Genomic DNA, 15,283 nt, shown 5'->3' on the forward strand with positions numbered 1-15,283 from the left:
TCGTGCTTCACCGTCTCCTCCGCCATCACCGACCCCGGCGCCGCTTAGACCACGTCGCAGTTTGTGCGGTAATTCAATCGCTATCGAGTATCTCTCTTGCCCGCGCCTTCGGGGCCGGTCCCGCGTCTCGCCGGAGGACCGCTTCAGCCAACTCGCGCAAGCGTTGGCGATCGACCTCCAAGATATCCAGGAGATCTAGAGCTCCGAGCACGATGTGCTCGTCGTCATTCGTGGCCAAGCCGCGAAAGCAGGGGAGGAATCGGCTCAACTCTCGCCGACAGACGTCTCCAAGATCGCGATTGCCAAGAGCCAACTCGCTTTGGTCCGGCTCGCCTTCCGCGATCTCTACCAAGAGATCCAGCGCTCGACGCATACCGACATCGGAAGGCATCTCGTTACAGATGGCGTCAGACACCAAAATTGCCGTCCACACGGCTGACTCGAACAGTTGTTGCTGTACGACGACCCGATTGTCAAGCTCCCAGTATGCCTTTGACGCATCCTCGATCGTCGTCGCATTGATCATCCGCGACACGGCGCCTGGCACAAACGCTGCGCCACCGATCATCGAGCGCAGGACATTCCAGTCAGGGCCTTCCGGAATGAATGTCATCAATTCTCCCAAGGACCGTTCCGGTCGTAGAGTGTGCCTGGCGGGAACTGCCAAGGATTATAGGTAATTTGACACCCCGCGCAGACCGGAAATTGAACTTCGGGTAGATACGACAGGGATCTGTCCGGGTGTCAGTCTGTCAGTCGCCCAGAAAGCGTAGTTCGGAGGTCGCGGCCCGGCTGCCTTCGCGGCACAGCTCGGCGAGCTTTTGCAGGAAGGGGCGCAGGTGGTCGGGAGCTTGGTGCGAGAACCGGTGGGCCTCCGCTGCCAGATCAGTCAGCTCCTCTCGCTCGAACAGCACGTCAATGTAGGGGTCAACGCCCCGCGAGCATTGGGAACTCCGGCTCATTCCGCGCAGCGTGGCAGTGATGTCGTCCCACCACTGCTCAGCACCGCCGACCAGGCGGCCCTCGATCCACAACTCGACCCTGACAGACATCGCATTCACTCCTGGGACAGACTCGGGCAGAGGACACGCGGAATCAGTCGAGGCGGTCCACTCATGCCACCGAGTCCGGGAGGCCGTAGCGGGTGGTGTTGGTGGTTTCGAAGGCTGTTAGTTCGGCGATTAGGCCGGTGTCGATGCGGAAGACGTCCAGGGCGAAGAGGTGGTGGGTGGGGGCGCCTGGGGGTTTGAGGTAGGCGGCGAGGGTGGGTTGGTGGTTGATGGTGGTGGGGTGGAAGTGCCAGTGGCCTCGGTAGGTGGGGTTGAGGTTGGGGGTCAGGGAGCGGAGTGCGTCCGCCCGGCCGGAGAACCAGAACGGGTACGGCGGCATGGTGATGCGGATGTCTTCGTGCATGAGGGCGGCCAGGGCGGTGGGGTCGGCGTTGTCCCAGGCGGTCATGTATTTGCGCAGGAGTTGGTGCTCGACCTGCGACGGCGTGTGCGTGGACCAGTCGAGGCGGTGGCTGGGGAGATGGTCGCGGAGGACCGGCCGGGCTCGTTGGAGGGCTGAGTTCACCGCGGGGACGGACAGGCCGACGGCGGCCGCGGTTTCGCGGGCGGGCCAGCCGAGGACGTCACGGAAGATCAGGACGGCGCGTTGGCGGGCCGGGAGGTGCTGGATCGCGATCAGGAACGCCAGCTCGATCGTTTCCCGGCGGATCGCGGCTGCATCCGGCTGTTCCGGAGTGCTAGGAAACGGCTGCAGCCACGGAACGTCCTCGCGGGCCGGCAGCGCCTCAGCGGGAAACGACGCCGGCTCCAGCTGGTACGGCAAGACGCGCGGAGGACGCCGTACGTCGATGCACGCGTTGGTCGCGATCCGGTAGAGCCACGCGCGGACCGAGGAACGGTTCTCGAACGTCTCTCGGGCCTTCCACGCGCGGAGAAACGTTTCCTGGACGAGCTCCTCAGCCTCGTCGTACGACCCGAGCATCCGGTAGCAGTGCACCTGCAGCTCGCCGCGGTGCGCCTCGAAAACAGCCTCGAGGGAGAAGGTCAACTGCCGTCCTCCAGTTCGATCGTGCTCGGCATCGGCGCATGGCCGGCCAGCCGGAACCACAGCACGAGCCGCCGCTGCCGGAGGTCCCGCGCCGACACCACGATGTCGTTGTGGAACCGCCGCGCCAACTGGACCCGCCGCATCGCGAGGTTCAGCTCGCCCGTCCACGGCTCCACATCGGTCCCGCAGGCGTGGATCGCCCGCGTGAGCGCCGACTCCGCCTGCTCGCGCTCCTCCGACGAGGACGCCGCCCGCGCGCGTCGAGCGGCATCGAGCAACGCCAGCGCCGCCGCGGGGTCCAAGATCCCGGTCCCAGCCAGCTCAGCGACCAGCGCGGAACGCTGGGAGAGCTCTTTCTCGAGCGACGCCCGGGCGAAGTCGACCCGGGTGTGCAAGCGGTCCAACCGCCCGGCGGTCCAGCTCGCGTACGCGCCGAACAGCAGCAGCACCACGCCGACCGCGAGCAGCGCCCAAGAGACCTTCACGCCCCTATTCGATCATCTCCCGAGCCGGGTTACGCGGCGCTTACGGAGCGCTGACGGTCCGTCCGAATCCGGTCATCGAGGCCGAGCCCGGCACTAGCGTCGGAACCATGGCTGAGATCGGAGTGATCGGTGGGTCCGGGTTCTACTCGTTCCTGCCCGACGCGCAGACCGTGGACATCGAGACGCCGTACGGCGCGCCCAGCGAGCCGCCGACGGTCGGGGATCTCGACGGGCGCGAGATCGCGTTCATCCCGCGGCACGGCGCGGATCACCGGTTCCCGCCGCACCGCGTCAACTACCGCGCCAACCTCTGGGCGCTCCGCGAGCTCGGCGTCCGCCAGGTCCTCGGCCCGTGCGCGGTCGGATCCCTACGTCCCGAGCTCACCCCCGGCACCTTCGTCGTCCCCGATCAGTACGTCGACCGCACCTGGGGACGAGAGCACACCGTGTACGACGTTCCTCCCGTGGTGCACACGTCCATGGCCGACCCGTACTGCCCCAACGGACGCGCCACGGTGATTGCTACCGGCAACGTCGTTCCCGATGGGACGATGGTCGTGATCAACGGGCCCCGGTTCTCGACGCGCGCCGAGTCGCGGTGGCACGCGGCGCAGGGCTGGTCGGTGGTCGGGATGACCGGAGCGCCGGAGGCCGCGATCGCCCGGGAGCTCGCGCTCTGCTACACGTCGATCGCCGTCGTCACCGATCACGATGCCGGCACCGAGGCCGGTGGTGGTGTGACCGAGGCGGAGGTGTACCGGGTGTTCGGGGAGAGCATCGAGCGCCTCCGGGGACTGCTCCGCGAGGTCATCGGGCAACTCCCGAAGCCGGACGCCGGTTGCAGCTGCCGTGGAGGTGCCCGATGAGGGTCCTGCTCACCGGCGGCGCCGGGTTCATCGGCCGGCACGTCGAGGACCAACTGGTTGCCGGGGGCCACGAGGTCGTCGTCTACGACTCGTTCCGCCCGGACGTGCACGCACAGCGCCCCGAACCGCGACCCGGCCTGATCGTCGGCGACGTCAGAGACCGCGAGACGCTGGCGAGCGCTCTGCACGGGATCGACACGGTCATCCACCTCGCCGCCAAGGTCGGTCTGGGCGTGGACCTGGACGATCTCGACGACTACGTCTCCAGCAACAGCCTCGGTACGGCGGTCCTCCTCAAGGAGCTCGCCCACGCCAAGATCCGGCACCTCGTCTACGCCAGCTCGATGGTCGTGTACGGCGAGGGCCGCTACGACTGCGACCGCCACGGACAGGTCGCGCCGGAACCCCGGCGTACCGAGGATCTCGACGCGGGAAACTTCGAGCCGCCGTGCCCGGTCTGCGCCGCTCCACTCCGGCCCGGGCTGGTCAAGGAGGACGCCGTACTCGATCCACGGAACGCGTACGCCACCAGCAAGCTGAGCGGTGAGCACCTCGCGCAGTGGTGGGTCCGGGAAACCGGGTCACGCGTGAGCGCGCTCCGGTTCCACAACGTGTACGGACCGGGCATGCCGCGGAACACGCCGTACGCCGGGGTCGCGGCGATCTTCCGCTCCGCGCTCGACCGGGGTGAGGCGCCGCGCGTCTTCGAGGACGGCCGGCAACGCCGCGACTTCGTCCACGTCCGCGATGTCGCCGCGGCGGTCACGCTCTCGGCGGCCGCGCTCCCCCAGCAGCCGGCATTCACCGCGTACAACGTCGGCAGCGGCACTGTCACCACGATCGGGGAGATCGCGACCGAGCTGTCACGTGCGTACGGCGGGCCGGCGCCGGTCGTCACCGGTCAGTACCGCCTCGGGGACGTCCGCCACATCACCGCGTCCTCCGAGCGTCTGAAACACGAACTCGGATGGAAGCCCACCTTCGACATCCAGACCGGCCTGACCGACCTCCTCCACGACCGCTGACAACCGCCCGCGTTTCCTGGCGCCGGGCGGGCGCCAGGAAACGCTGTAGCTAGGCCGACACGGCTTTGCGCACCAGCTCGGCAATCTGTTGCTCGACGGCCGGCGTCAGCTCGGAAACGGCGAACGACACCGGCCAGATCGCCCCGTCGTCCAGCTGCGCGACGTCCTGGAAACCGAACGTCGGGTACCGGGCCTTGAACTTCGCCGCCGGCTGGAAGAAGCAGACCACCCGGCCGTCACTCCCCCACGCCGGCATGCCGTAGTACAGCCGCGGCGTGAGCTGCGGCGCCGCGGCCAGGACGACCTCGTGCAGGCGCTCCGCGGTCGCCCGGTCGGGACCATCCAGCTCCGCGATCTTCTCCCGCACCGCGGCGTCGCCCTCGGCCGTTGCCTTGAGCTCCTTCGCGCGCTCCTTCATCGCACCGCGTTCCGCGGCGGTGAACCCGTCGTACGACTGCGGCGTCATCCGGCGCCGCCGCGCCGGATCGGCATCAGCGTCGACGCCGCATCCGTGGTCAGGAACTCGCGGACCAGCCGCACGCAGTCAGCCGGCTTCTCATGCAGCAACAGGTGCGAAGTGCCCGGTACGACGGCCAGCTGCGAGGCTGGCAGCGCGCGGTACATCGCGATCGTGTGCTCGAGGGACACGAGGTCGTCGTCGGCGGCAACCACCAGCGCCGGGCACGTCACCGTCGCAAGTTCATCGGTGGTCAACGGCCGGTCTTCCTCGACCGAGCGCACCACCTTCGCAATCACCTCGCCGAAGTGATCGGCCCCGTCCGGCGACACCTCGGCGTACGCCGCGAGCAGCGGAGGTGGCGGCGGTGCGTCCAGAGATGGCCGCAGGATCATCCCGTCCGGGTGGAAGGCGCCGCTGATCAGCACGAGCCGCTCCACCAACTCCGGCCGGTGGACCGCGGTCCGCAGCGCCACCACGGCTCCGGCGCTGTATCCGGCCAGCCGCACCGGCCCGTCGGTCAGCTTCTCGATGAACGCCGCGGTGTCATCCGCCAGTACGTCGACGGCGAACGGCCCCGGCACGTCCGGAGTGTGCCCATGGCCCCGGCGTTCCGGCATCAGCAGCCGGAAATGGTCCGCGAGTACGTCGAGGTTGCCGGCGAAGTCGCGGTTGTCGGTGAGCCCTCCGTGCAGCAGAACCAGCGGCTCGCCGGTGCCGCTGTCGTCGTACCACATCTGTACGCCGTTGAGGTCGATGTAGTCGCCCATGCGAATCCTTCCGTAGTGGTCACCCTTCACGACCTACTACGGATCAGCCTCCGCAAACTCATCGGTCAGGCAGCACGAGCGGCAAATCGAACAGCGGGAACAGCCGCTCGGCCTGCAGGAACGTCGCCTGCTCGGCCACAAGCCCGTCGGAAAGCGTCAGCACGACGAGCGCAAACGGCTGGTAGCCGCCATCGACCGGCAGATACTGCCCGTACGCCGGCGAACCGTTCGCCAGCGTAGGGAGCACCCGAGCGCCGGCGCAGAACCCACCTCCCGCGATCAGACTGGCCCGGATGTCGTCGCGCCCGCGCAGCCACCAGGTGTACGGCGGCATCGACGAGATCGCGTCCTTGTGCAACAGCGCGACCAGCGCGTCGACGTCGTACCGCTCGAAGGCAGCGCAGTAGGCGTCCAACAGCTGTCGCTCCTCCTCATCAGAAGCCGGGGCCGAGCCGATGGGGGCGGTCGTCGAGCGGGCGCGCTGGAGTGCGCTGTTGACCGAGGCAACCGTCGTGTCCAGCAGCGCCGCCACCTCGGACGCCTGCCAGCACAGCACGTCTCGCAGGATCAGCACCGCTCGCTGCCGCGGCGGCAACCGGTGCAGCGCCGTCATGAACGCCAACCGCACCGACTCCCGCAGCGCCGCGTGATCCGCCGGATCCGCCTGCGGCGAGATCACCCGCTGATCCGGGACCGGGAGGATCCAGGCGCTCTCCGGTAACGGCTCCCCGATCTCCGGACCTGGCCGGGAACGCGGCGCCAGCTCCATCGCGCTCGTGCGGCGCTGGGCGCTGCGCAGTACGTCGAGGCAGATGTTCGTCGCGATCTTGTACAGCCACGGTCGCAGCGGGCCGCGCGACGCGTCGTACCGGTCCAGGTGCTGCCAGGCGCGGGCCAGCGTCTCCTGGACCGCGTCGTCGGCGTCGAACGGAGAACCGAGCATCCGGTAGCAGTACCCGGTCAGCTCGACCCGGTACGTCTCCAGCGTCGCGCCGGCCTCGGTGGTCACGAGACCGACCTTAAGCCGACGCAGTACCGCTCGGCACCGACACCGGAGGAAGGTCGATCTGGAACGCGCACCCGCCGTTCACGTTGGTGACGCCGATCTTGCCGTCGTGGGACTCGACCACGCCGCGAGCGATCGCCAGCCCGAGACCGCCGCCGCTCGACCGCCCGGCGGGAGCTGTTTCCGGCGTGCGCTGCTCGTCACCGCGCCAGCCGATGTCGAAGACACGCTCGAGATCATCGGCCGCGATCCCGCCACAGCCGTCCGTGACCGCGAGCCGCACCCGCCCGTCCGGTTCCCGGTCGACCGCGAGCGTCACGGTTCCGCCGCGCGCCGTGTGCCGGATCGCGTTGCCGACCAGGTTCGTGACCGCGCGGGTCAGCTCGTCCGGATCGCCCTGGACCGCGAGCCGGTCCTCGTCGGCAGGCGTCGACACGGTCAACCGGACGCCCTCGGAGCGCGCGTGCTCGCCGTTCTCCCCCGCCACGTCCTCGGCAAGCTCCCGCAACGAAACCGCCGACCGCCGCCGCGGCAAAGGTGCCGCCGACAACCGGGACAGCTCGAAGAGATCGTCCACCAGCCCGGTCATCCGGTCCACCGTCGACCGCATCTGCCGCAGCGCACCGGGTACGTCGTCGATCACGCCGTCCTCGAGCCCTTCCGCTACGGCCCGCAGACCCGCCAGCGGCGTCCGGAGATCGTGAGACATGAACGCCACCAGCTCCCGCCGCGAAGCCTCGAGAGCGCGCTCCCTGCGGTGTGACTCGGCCAGCTTCTTCCGGGTCATCTCCAGCTCGTCGGTCAGCGCGGCCAGCTCGGCCGGTACGACGCGGCCGACGGTATCTGCCGGCTCGTACGACGTACCCAGGTGCCGCAGCCGGCGCCCAACGTCGCGGGATCCGGTGCTGATCCAGTGCCCGAGCAGCACCGACATGCCCAGCCCGAGCAACGCCGCGAACGCCAGCGTCCAGAGCACCACCCACGAGTCGTGGTCGGAAATGAACATCGCCCGCACGCTCTGCAGCACCGCCGCCAGCGCGGCGGCCATCGGCGCCAGCGCCGCGACGATCAGCGTGATCCGCAGCGAACGACCGCGGAACCGCCAGAGCACCGCGGCCCCGACCGACGCGACGATCAGCGTCCACAACGTGGTGAGCGCCAGGATCGTGAACATGTCCTTGTTCATCGGCGCATCACTCCGCATCCCCGACGAAGCGGTACCCGGTGCGTGGAACGGTGAGCACCAGCTTGGGGTCCGAGGGATCGTTCTCGATCTTCTCCCGCAACCGCCGGACATGCACGGTGACGGTCGAGGAGTCGCCGAAGTCCCAGCCCCAGACCCGGCGCAGCAGCTCGGCCTTCGTGTACGCCTTGCCCGGGTGCGAGACCAGGAACGCCAGCAGATCGAACTCGCGATGGGTCAGCGACAGCTCGGCACCGTCGAGGTACGCCCGCCGGGCCGCGGTGTCGACCAGAACGGGGCCGGCGCTGAGCTTGCTCGGTGTCAGGTCCTGCCCGGCGAGCCGTTCCTCGCGGCGCAGCATGGCCTGCACCCGCAGCGTCAGCTCGCGCGGGCTGAACGGCTTGACCACGTAGTCGTCCGCGCCGACCTCGAGACCGACCAGCCGGTCCTCCTCCTCGCCTCGCGCGGAGAGCATGATCACGGCGGCCGCGTCGTCGGCCGCGCGCAACCGGCGCAGCACCTCGAGCCCGGACAGCCCCGGCAGCATCACGTCGAGGACGACCACCGACGGTTTCCACTGCTGCCAGACCTCGACCGCCGAGACGCCGTCCGCGACCACGCGGGCGTCGTACCCGGCCTTGGTCAGGTACGCCGAGACGACGTTGGACACGGTCGGGTCGTCGTCCACCACGAGAACACGAGTAGCCACGCTCAGAGCGTAGATCGTCCGGTCGGTACGCCGGCGCACCAGCACCGGAACGCAGTACGACGTAAGCGACCCGTAGCCGTGTCCGGACCGCCGGAGAGCGGTCTCTTCTCTACGGTCGAAGAGTGCCGGTTGATCTCGTCCTGCCCTGCCTGAACGAGGCAGCGGCGCTGCCCTGGATCCTCGAACGCCTCCCGCCGGGCGTCCGGCCGATTGTCGTGGACAACGGCTCGACGGACGGGTCACCGGAGATCGCGGCCACGCACGGAGCGGTCGTGATCCCTTGTGAGATCAAGGGGTACGGCGCCGCGTGTCACGCGGGGCTGGAGGCGGCAGAGGCCGAGGTGGTCGCGTTCATGGATGCCGATGCCTCGCTGGATCCGCTGCAGCTGGTGCGAGTCACCGCGCCGGTAGTGAGCGGGCGGTACGACCTCATGGTCGGGCGGCGGCGGCCGGTCTCTCGCGAAGTGTGGCCGTGGCATCTCCGGCTGGCGAACGCGGAGCTCTCCCGGCGGATCCGGCGCCGGACCGGGGCGATCCTGCACGATCTCGGTCCGATGCGGGCGGCTCGCCGTACCGCGCTGCTGGAGCTCGGGCTGCGGGACCGGCGTTCTGGTTATCCGTTGGAGACCGTGGTCCGGGCGGCGGACGCCGGGTGGCGGATCGCTGAGGTGGATGTCGACTACCTGCCGCGGTCGGGTCGGTCGAAGGTGACCGGTACGCCGCTGGGGGCCGCGCGCGCGGTGCTCGACATGTCGAAGGTGCTGGCTCGATGACGCGCGGGACGTTGATCGTCATCGCCAAGGAGCCGGTGCCGGGGCGGGTGAAGACGAGGCTGCAGAGCGAGTTCACGGCTGCCGAGGCGGCGGCGCTGGCCCGGGCATCGCTCGTGGACACGTTGAGCGCGATCCGAGCGACGCCCGCGGCGCGGCGGGTGCTCGCGTTGGAGGGTGAGCCGGGGCCTTGGTTGCCGGACGGGTTCGAGGTGGTCGGCCAGCGGGGTGGCGGCCTGGACGAGCGGCTGGCGGCGGCCTTCGAGGACGCGTACGACGGTTCGCCGATGTTGCTGGTGGGGATGGACACGCCGCAACTGGCTCCCGAGTTGAGGGCGTTCCGGTGGTCGGGGTGGGATGCGGTTCTCGGGTTGACCGAGGACGGCGGCTACTGGTGCCTGGGGCTGCGGAAACCGGATCGGCGGGCGTTGCTCGGCGTACCGATGTCGACGGAACACACTGGCGCCGATCAGCTTCGGCGGTTGTGGGCCCTGGGGTTGCGGGTGCGGTTGCTGCCGACGTTGCGGGACATGGACGAGCCGCGGGATGCGGCGTTCATCGCGGGCGAGTATCCGGCGCTGCGCGTTTCCCGGCTCTTCCGGCGGTTGCAGCATGCGGCGCATCCCGGGTTGCTGTTCGAGCAGGCGCTGGGTGGTACGGCGCGAGTCGTTGCTACCGGCATCGACGGGCGGACGCTGCCGTCGCTGTCGGAGCTCGACCGGTGGCAGTCGCCGGCGGACGAGGTGGACCGGCTCGCGCTGAGCCGGTGCGAGGGACCGGTGCTGGACATCGGGTGCGGTCCGGGGCGGATCGTGACCGCGCTGGCGGAACGTGGGATTCCTGCGCTCGGGGTGGATGTGTCGCCGCGAGCGGTGTCGCTCACTACCTCACGGGGGGCGGCAGCGCTCCGACGACCCGTCCAGGACCGGCTCCCCGGCGAGGGACGCTGGGGAAGCGTTCTCTTGATGGACGGGAACATCGGGATCGGCGGTTCCCCGGCCGAGTTGCTGAGGCGGTGCGCGGAGCTGGTCCGTCCGGACGGGCTCGTCCTGGTCGAGGTTGATCCGGACGACGATCTCGACGAGACCGCGCCGATCGTCCTCCGCAGCTCGACCGGCCGACGCTCCACTCCGTTGCCCTGGGCACGAGTAGGCACCCGCGCCCTCCTCCGCCACGCCCACACCACCCCACTACACCCCACCGAAGACTGGCGAGCCGGCCACCGAGCCTTCCTAACCCTCCGCCGGACCGCCTGATGCTGTCCGTGCACAGGCGGCGCTGGGTCGTGGTGGTGGTCGGTGGAGTCGTGAGCGTTGTGGTTGCCGCGGTTGTTGTTTGGGCGGCGGAGGCTGGGTGGTGGCCCAATGTGGTGCTCGTGGTGGGGAGTGTTCTGGTTGGGGTGGTGGTTTGGCGGCTGCGAGGGCTGACAGTTGGGGGGGTTCTGCTGGTTGCCGCGTTGTGTCAGGTGCCGGGGTTGCTGCAGGGGCCGATTACCAGTACGGATGCTTATCGGTACGTGTGGGACGGGCGGGTGCAGGTGGCCGGGCATTCGCCGTACGCGCATGTGCCGTTGGGCGACGAGTTGGCGGGGTTGCGGGATCCAGTGCTGTTCCCGGGATTGTCGCCGGAGGAGAAGTCGGGGGTCAGCGGACCGCCGCACCTGCCCAAGGATCCACAAGCGCTGGCGCAGTACTCGGCGGATGATGCCCGGACGCGGATCAATCGGCCGCGGGTGCCGACGATCTATCCTCCGGTGGCCCAGTTGTACTTCGCGGCGGTGGCGCTGGTGACGCCCTGGAGCGCAGGGACCTTTGGACTGCAGGTGGCCGCGGCGTTGATCGCGCTCGCGCTCACGTGGCTACTCGCCGTACGGGATCCGCGCTGGGCCGCACTGTGGGGTTGGTCACCGATCGTCGCGATCGAGGCGTCGAACGCCGCCCACGTTGACATCCTTGCCGCGCTGCTGATCACGGCCGCGGTGATGCTCACCGCGAGCCGGCCGAAGCTCGCCGCCGTCCTGCTCGGCGCCGCGGGCAGCGTCAAGCTCCTCCCGCTGCTCCTGCTCCCCGCGTTCCGCGGCCGGAAACCACTAGTTGCCCTCGGCACCTTCGCTGCGTCGTACGTCCCGCACGTGCTTGCCGTCGGCACCTTGGTGCTCGGGTTCCTGCCCGGTTACCTGAACCAGGAAGGCTTCGACGACGGCAGCTCGCGATCCGCCATTCTCGCGCTTTTGCTGCCTCCTGAGGCCCGCCAGGCCGCCGCGGCCGCGCTGGCAGTCGCGCTCGCAATGCTCGCCTTCTACCGGACCAAGCGCGATCCGATCGCGGTCACCTGCTGCTGGCTGTACGGCGCCGCGCTGCTGATCGCGACGCCGACGTACCCGTGGTACGAACTCCCGCTGATCGCGCTCGCCGCGCTGGCCCGCCGGCCGGAGTGGATGGCCGTACCGCTCGCGGCCTACCTCGCCTACGCCAGCTTCGGGCACGACACCCGCCAGGGCCTGAGCTACCTCGCGGCCGCTGTCATCGTTGTCAGCGTCGTGACGATCCGTTACCGAATCGCTGCGGTATCAGGTTTGACGGACGCGCCATCGCCTGCCAACACTGTCGACCGTGACCAAACGCCTCGCCCTCGCGACCTCGGCCGAACACGCTGAGTTGCACGAGCACGACCTCCCGCTCGCCGACGCCCTCCGCGCCACCGGTCTCGACCCGGTGGCCGAGGTGTGGACCGACCCGTCGGTCGACTGGTCGGCGTACGACGGGATCCTGCTGCGCTCGGTCTGGGACTACCACCAGCGGTACGACGAGTTCACCGAGTGGCTGGCGCTGGTCGACAAGGCCGGCGTACCGGTGCTGAACGACTCCGGTCTGGTCCGGTGGAACGGCGACAAGCGGTACCTGCTCGAACTGCGGGAGCGCGGGGTCGCGATCGTGCCGTCGCAGATCGCGGCCGGCGCGTGTCTGCGCGAGGTGGTCGGCGGACTGGCGGGTCAGGAGGTCGTGATCAAGCCGACCGTGAGCGCGAGCGCGACGCACACGATCCGCGGGGTCGCGGGATCCGCGGAGCTCGACCGGGCGATGGATGAGCTGCCCGAGCTCGTGTACCTCGTCCAGCCGTTCCAGCCGGAGATCGCTACCGCGGGTGAGTGGTCGCTGATCTTCGTCGACGGCGAGTTCACGCACGCGGTCGTCAAGCGACCGGCCGAGGGCGACTACCGGGTGCAGGAGGAGTACGGCGGCCTCGCGACGCTCGCGGAGCCGACGTCCGAGGTCCTGGAGAGCGCCCACGCGGCTCTCCAGGCAGCCGGCCGGACGCCCGTCTACGCCCGGGTCGACGGCGTAGTCGTGAACGGCCGTTTCCTGCTGATGGAGCTCGAACTCATCGAGCCGTACCTGTTCCTGCCGGAGCACCCGGAAGCGACCGAGAAACTGGCCGCCGCAGTAGCCGGCCGCCTCCAGCCCACCCGTCGCTAGCCGGCGGCGTCCAGCTCAGGGGCGTTCGAAATATGATCGGGTTAGTAGACATTTAGGGTCGGGGTATGCCGACGCTCGATGACATCCGCCAGGCCGCTCGGGAGCTGGACGGCCGGATCCACCGCACCCCGATGCTCACGTCCTCCGCGTTGAACGAGCGGTTCGGTGCGGAGCTGGTGCTCAAGGCCGAGCTGTTCCAGAAGACCGGCAGCTTCAAGGTCCGTGGGCTGCTCACGAAGCTGCTCCGGCTGACCGCCGAGGAGCGCGGACGCGGCGTGATCACGGTCTCCGCGGGCAACGCGGCCGGAGCGCTCTCCTGGGCGGCGCGCGACGCAGGGGTCCCGGCAACGGTGGTGATGGCGAAGACCGCCGTACCGGCGAAGATCGACGCCGCCCGCGGGTACGGCGCGACCGTCGAGCTGGTCGAGGGCGACCTGATCGCGGAGTACGAGCGGATCCGGGACGAGCGGAAGCTGACCGGCGTCCACCCGTTCGACGACGAGGACGTGATCACCGGGCACGGCAGCCTCGGGCTGGAGGTTCTGGACGAGCGCCCGGACCTGGAGACGGTCCTGGTCCCGGTCGGTGGCGGCGGGCTGATCTCCGGCGTCGCGCTCGCGGTGAAGCTGGTGAAGCCCGGGATCCGCGTGATCGGGATCGAGCCCGAGCAGGCGGACGTCGTCAGCCGAAGCCTGGCAGCGGGTGCGCCGCAGAAGCTGCCCACCGCACGATCCATCGCCGACGGACTCGCGGCACCGGTGTGCGGCACGCGCAACTTCCCGCTCATCCAGGAGTACGTCGACGACGTCGTCCGCGTGTCCGAGGAGTCGCTGCTCGAGGCGACCCGGCTGGTGATGTCCCGGACCAAGCTCGCGGTCGAGCCGGCCGCGGCCGCGCCGTTCGCAGCGTTGCTCAGCGGCCTGAAAACGCAATGTCCCACCGCCGTCGTACTCAGCGGTGGGAACCTCGACGTTGCGAAGCTGATGCTCTAAGCGGGCGCCGGAGTCAGCTGCACGTCGCGTTTCACGCCGTCGCTCGGATCGTCGAGTACGTCGCCGCGGCGTACCGGGTCGTTCTCCGGCAGCAGGATGTCCCGGGACACGACGAGCATCAGCCACAGCGTTCCCGCCATCCGCAGGACCACAGAGAACCAGTAGATCCGGTCCGGCACCTGCGGATCTCCAGGCGCCAGGAACTGGGCGAGATGCATCCAGACCAGCATCCAGTAGAAGCACTCACAGGCCTGCCAGATGAGCCAATCCCGCAGCCGCGGCCGGGCCAGCGCGACGAGTGGCAGCAGCCAGAGCACGTACTGCGGTGAGTACACCTTGTTGATCAGCAGGAACGCGGCGACCACGAGGAACGCCAGCTGTGCGAACCGTGGTGGACGCGGCGCCATCAGCCCGAGGATCGCGATCGACAGACAGAGCCCGGCGAAGATCACGATGTTGAGCTGGTTGACGTCGGCGACCTCGTGCTTCGCGAGCTTCAGCACGTACCAGATCGAGCCGTAGTCGCTCTCCCGCTGATCGTTGAACTGCCAGAACGAGAGCCACTCGTTCTTGGCCAGCAGGTAGATCGGCGCGTTCACCAGACCCCACGAGATCGCGGTCGCGAGCACGGCCTGGAACCACGGCCACAGTTTCCGGCCGCGGATGCACACGATCAGCAACGGTCCGAGCAGCAGGAACGGGTAGAACTTGGCCGCCGTCCCGAGGCCGAGCAGTACGCCGAACCAGATGGGTTTCCCGCGCGACCACGCGAACATCGCCCCAGCGGTGAGCGCGACGGCGAACAGGTCCCAGTTGATCGTCGACGTGAGGGCGAGCACCGGCGCGGCAGCGACGTACAGCGCGTCCAGTGGCTGCCCACGGGCCGCTCCCGGACGTTTCGCGACGCCGCGTGCGGTCGCGACCGTGAACCCGACGACGAACAGCGCGCAGATGAACAGCATCACCACGTTCACCACGAAGAACACGCCGGCCGTGTCGCGCTTCTGCTCGACGGTCAGGTCCTTCTTCGGGTCACCGGTGAACAGCCAGGTGATCTTGGCCGCGACCTCCATGAAGCCGCCGGTGAGCACCGGGTACTCGAGCACCGGGTAGTTGCCGGTGTCGAGGAACGGCCGGTTCCCCTCGGCGAACCCGCGCTCCTGGTACAGGAAACCGATGTCGGAGTAGCAAAGCGCCTTGAACGGCCGCCAGCTCTGCCGGTCCCAGCCGGCGTCCATGCACGGCGCCTTCTGGAGTACGCCGAGACCGAACGTGAGCGTGCAGACCGCAAGCGCGATCCGCAGCGGCGTCCACCACGACGAACCGAGCCGGGCGAACCGCCCCGACGGCCCACCGATCCCAACGGTCAGCCCGGCAACGGCCGGGTCGACCCCCGACGGCGTGCGGTGTGGTTCGGTCACGGTGGGCATCATCTCCTATCGGCTCACCTGGCGACCAGCAGAGGTTACCTACCTGGGTCCAGCGC

Annotated in this window: 17 protein-coding genes; 7 read left to right on the forward strand and 10 right to left on the reverse strand. The window is 69.1% G+C overall.

Going from position 1 to position 15,283, the window contains the following annotated elements:
• Positions 1-73 precede the first annotated feature (73 nt).
• The 4 genes from AB0E69_RS10415 to AB0E69_RS10430 all read right to left on the reverse strand — a co-directional run bounded on the left by AB0E69_RS10415 (position 74) and on the right by AB0E69_RS10430 (position 2,543).
• Positions 74-613: a hypothetical protein gene (locus AB0E69_RS10415; RefSeq protein WP_360142443.1), complete on the reverse strand. Its 540-nt coding sequence runs from the start codon at positions 611-613 to the stop codon at positions 74-76.
• Positions 614-752: 139 nt separating this feature from the next.
• Positions 753-1,052 (reverse strand): hypothetical protein, encoded by a 300-nt coding sequence (locus AB0E69_RS10420; protein ID WP_360142445.1) that lies wholly within the window; start codon positions 1,050-1,052, stop codon positions 753-755.
• A 61-nt stretch (positions 1,053-1,113) separates the two neighbouring features.
• On the reverse strand, positions 1,114-2,058 hold the full coding sequence (locus tag AB0E69_RS10425; RefSeq protein ID WP_360142447.1) for an RNA polymerase subunit sigma-70: 945 nt from the start codon (positions 2,056-2,058) through the stop codon (positions 1,114-1,116).
• The gene (locus AB0E69_RS10430) at positions 2,055-2,543 is read right to left on the reverse strand and encodes a hypothetical protein (RefSeq protein WP_360142449.1); all 489 of its coding nucleotides are present in this window, start codon (positions 2,541-2,543) and stop codon (positions 2,055-2,057) included. Before AB0E69_RS10430 ends, AB0E69_RS10425 begins: the two co-directional genes overlap by 4 nt.
• 107 nt (positions 2,544-2,650) lie before the next feature.
• Between AB0E69_RS10430 and AB0E69_RS10435 the strand changes: the two genes are divergently transcribed.
• Complete coding sequence (locus AB0E69_RS10435; RefSeq protein ID WP_360142451.1) at positions 2,651-3,409, forward strand: S-methyl-5'-thioadenosine phosphorylase; 759 nt, start codon at positions 2,651-2,653, stop codon at positions 3,407-3,409.
• Positions 3,406-4,434, forward strand: coding sequence for an NAD-dependent epimerase/dehydratase family protein (locus AB0E69_RS10440; RefSeq protein WP_360142453.1), 1,029 nt, complete (start codon positions 3,406-3,408; stop codon positions 4,432-4,434). Before AB0E69_RS10435 ends, AB0E69_RS10440 begins: the two co-directional genes overlap by 4 nt.
• Before the next feature lie 49 nt (positions 4,435-4,483).
• On the opposite strand, the gene AB0E69_RS10445 is transcribed toward AB0E69_RS10440, so the two are convergent.
• Genes AB0E69_RS10445 through AB0E69_RS10465 form a run of 5 tightly spaced genes read right to left on the reverse strand, consistent with a single transcriptional unit; the run spans position 4,484 to position 8,559 of the window.
• Complete coding sequence (locus AB0E69_RS10445) at positions 4,484-4,900, reverse strand: hypothetical protein (protein WP_360142455.1); 417 nt, start codon at positions 4,898-4,900, stop codon at positions 4,484-4,486.
• Positions 4,897-5,661, reverse strand: a complete 765-nt coding sequence (locus AB0E69_RS10450; RefSeq protein WP_360142457.1) for an alpha/beta hydrolase — start codon at positions 5,659-5,661, stop codon at positions 4,897-4,899. The genes AB0E69_RS10445 and AB0E69_RS10450 overlap by 4 nt, the downstream gene beginning before the upstream one ends.
• Before the next feature lie 58 nt (positions 5,662-5,719).
• Positions 5,720-6,670: a sigma-70 family RNA polymerase sigma factor gene (locus AB0E69_RS10455; RefSeq protein ID WP_360142458.1), complete on the reverse strand. Its 951-nt coding sequence runs from the start codon at positions 6,668-6,670 to the stop codon at positions 5,720-5,722.
• Positions 6,671-6,680: 10 nt separating this feature from the next.
• Positions 6,681-7,853, reverse strand: coding sequence for a HAMP domain-containing sensor histidine kinase (locus tag AB0E69_RS10460; RefSeq protein WP_360142460.1), 1,173 nt, complete (start codon positions 7,851-7,853; stop codon positions 6,681-6,683).
• A gap of 7 nt (positions 7,854-7,860) precedes the next feature.
• A complete protein-coding gene (locus AB0E69_RS10465) occupies positions 7,861-8,559 on the reverse strand; it encodes a response regulator transcription factor (RefSeq protein ID WP_360142462.1) in 699 nt (232 codons plus the stop codon).
• Between the two features lie 122 nt (positions 8,560-8,681).
• Between AB0E69_RS10465 and AB0E69_RS10470 the strand changes: the two genes are divergently transcribed.
• The 5 genes from AB0E69_RS10470 (at position 8,682) to AB0E69_RS10490 (ending at position 13,797) form a co-directional block, all read left to right on the forward strand.
• The gene (locus AB0E69_RS10470) at positions 8,682-9,332 is read left to right on the forward strand and encodes a glycosyltransferase family 2 protein (RefSeq protein ID WP_360142464.1); all 651 of its coding nucleotides are present in this window, start codon (positions 8,682-8,684) and stop codon (positions 9,330-9,332) included.
• Positions 9,329-10,585 carry a DUF2064 domain-containing protein gene (locus tag AB0E69_RS10475; RefSeq protein ID WP_360142466.1) on the forward strand — a complete coding sequence of 419 codons (1,257 nt, stop codon included), beginning with the start codon at positions 9,329-9,331 and terminating at the stop codon, positions 10,583-10,585. Before AB0E69_RS10470 ends, AB0E69_RS10475 begins: the two co-directional genes overlap by 4 nt.
• 218 nt (positions 10,586-10,803) lie before the next feature.
• Positions 10,804-11,985 (forward strand): glycosyltransferase 87 family protein, encoded by a 1,182-nt coding sequence (locus AB0E69_RS10480; RefSeq protein WP_360142468.1) that lies wholly within the window; start codon positions 10,804-10,806, stop codon positions 11,983-11,985.
• Complete coding sequence (locus AB0E69_RS10485; RefSeq protein ID WP_360142470.1) at positions 11,942-12,805, forward strand: hypothetical protein; 864 nt, start codon at positions 11,942-11,944, stop codon at positions 12,803-12,805. Before AB0E69_RS10480 ends, AB0E69_RS10485 begins: the two co-directional genes overlap by 44 nt.
• Before the next feature lie 65 nt (positions 12,806-12,870).
• Positions 12,871-13,797 (forward strand): threonine/serine dehydratase, encoded by a 927-nt coding sequence (locus AB0E69_RS10490; RefSeq protein WP_360142472.1) that lies wholly within the window; start codon positions 12,871-12,873, stop codon positions 13,795-13,797.
• Here the strand turns inward: AB0E69_RS10490 and AB0E69_RS10495 are convergent.
• Entirely contained in the window at positions 13,794-15,218 is a 1,425-nt protein-coding gene (locus AB0E69_RS10495; RefSeq protein ID WP_360142474.1) for a glycosyltransferase 87 family protein, read from the reverse strand. The two genes, AB0E69_RS10490 and AB0E69_RS10495, sit on opposite strands and share 4 nt — an antisense overlap.
• Positions 15,219-15,283 lie beyond the last annotated feature (65 nt).

The sequence above is a fragment of the Kribbella sp. NPDC026611 genome, from assembly GCF_040638345.1.
Classification (GTDB): Bacteria; Actinomycetota; Actinomycetes; order Propionibacteriales; family Kribbellaceae; genus Kribbella.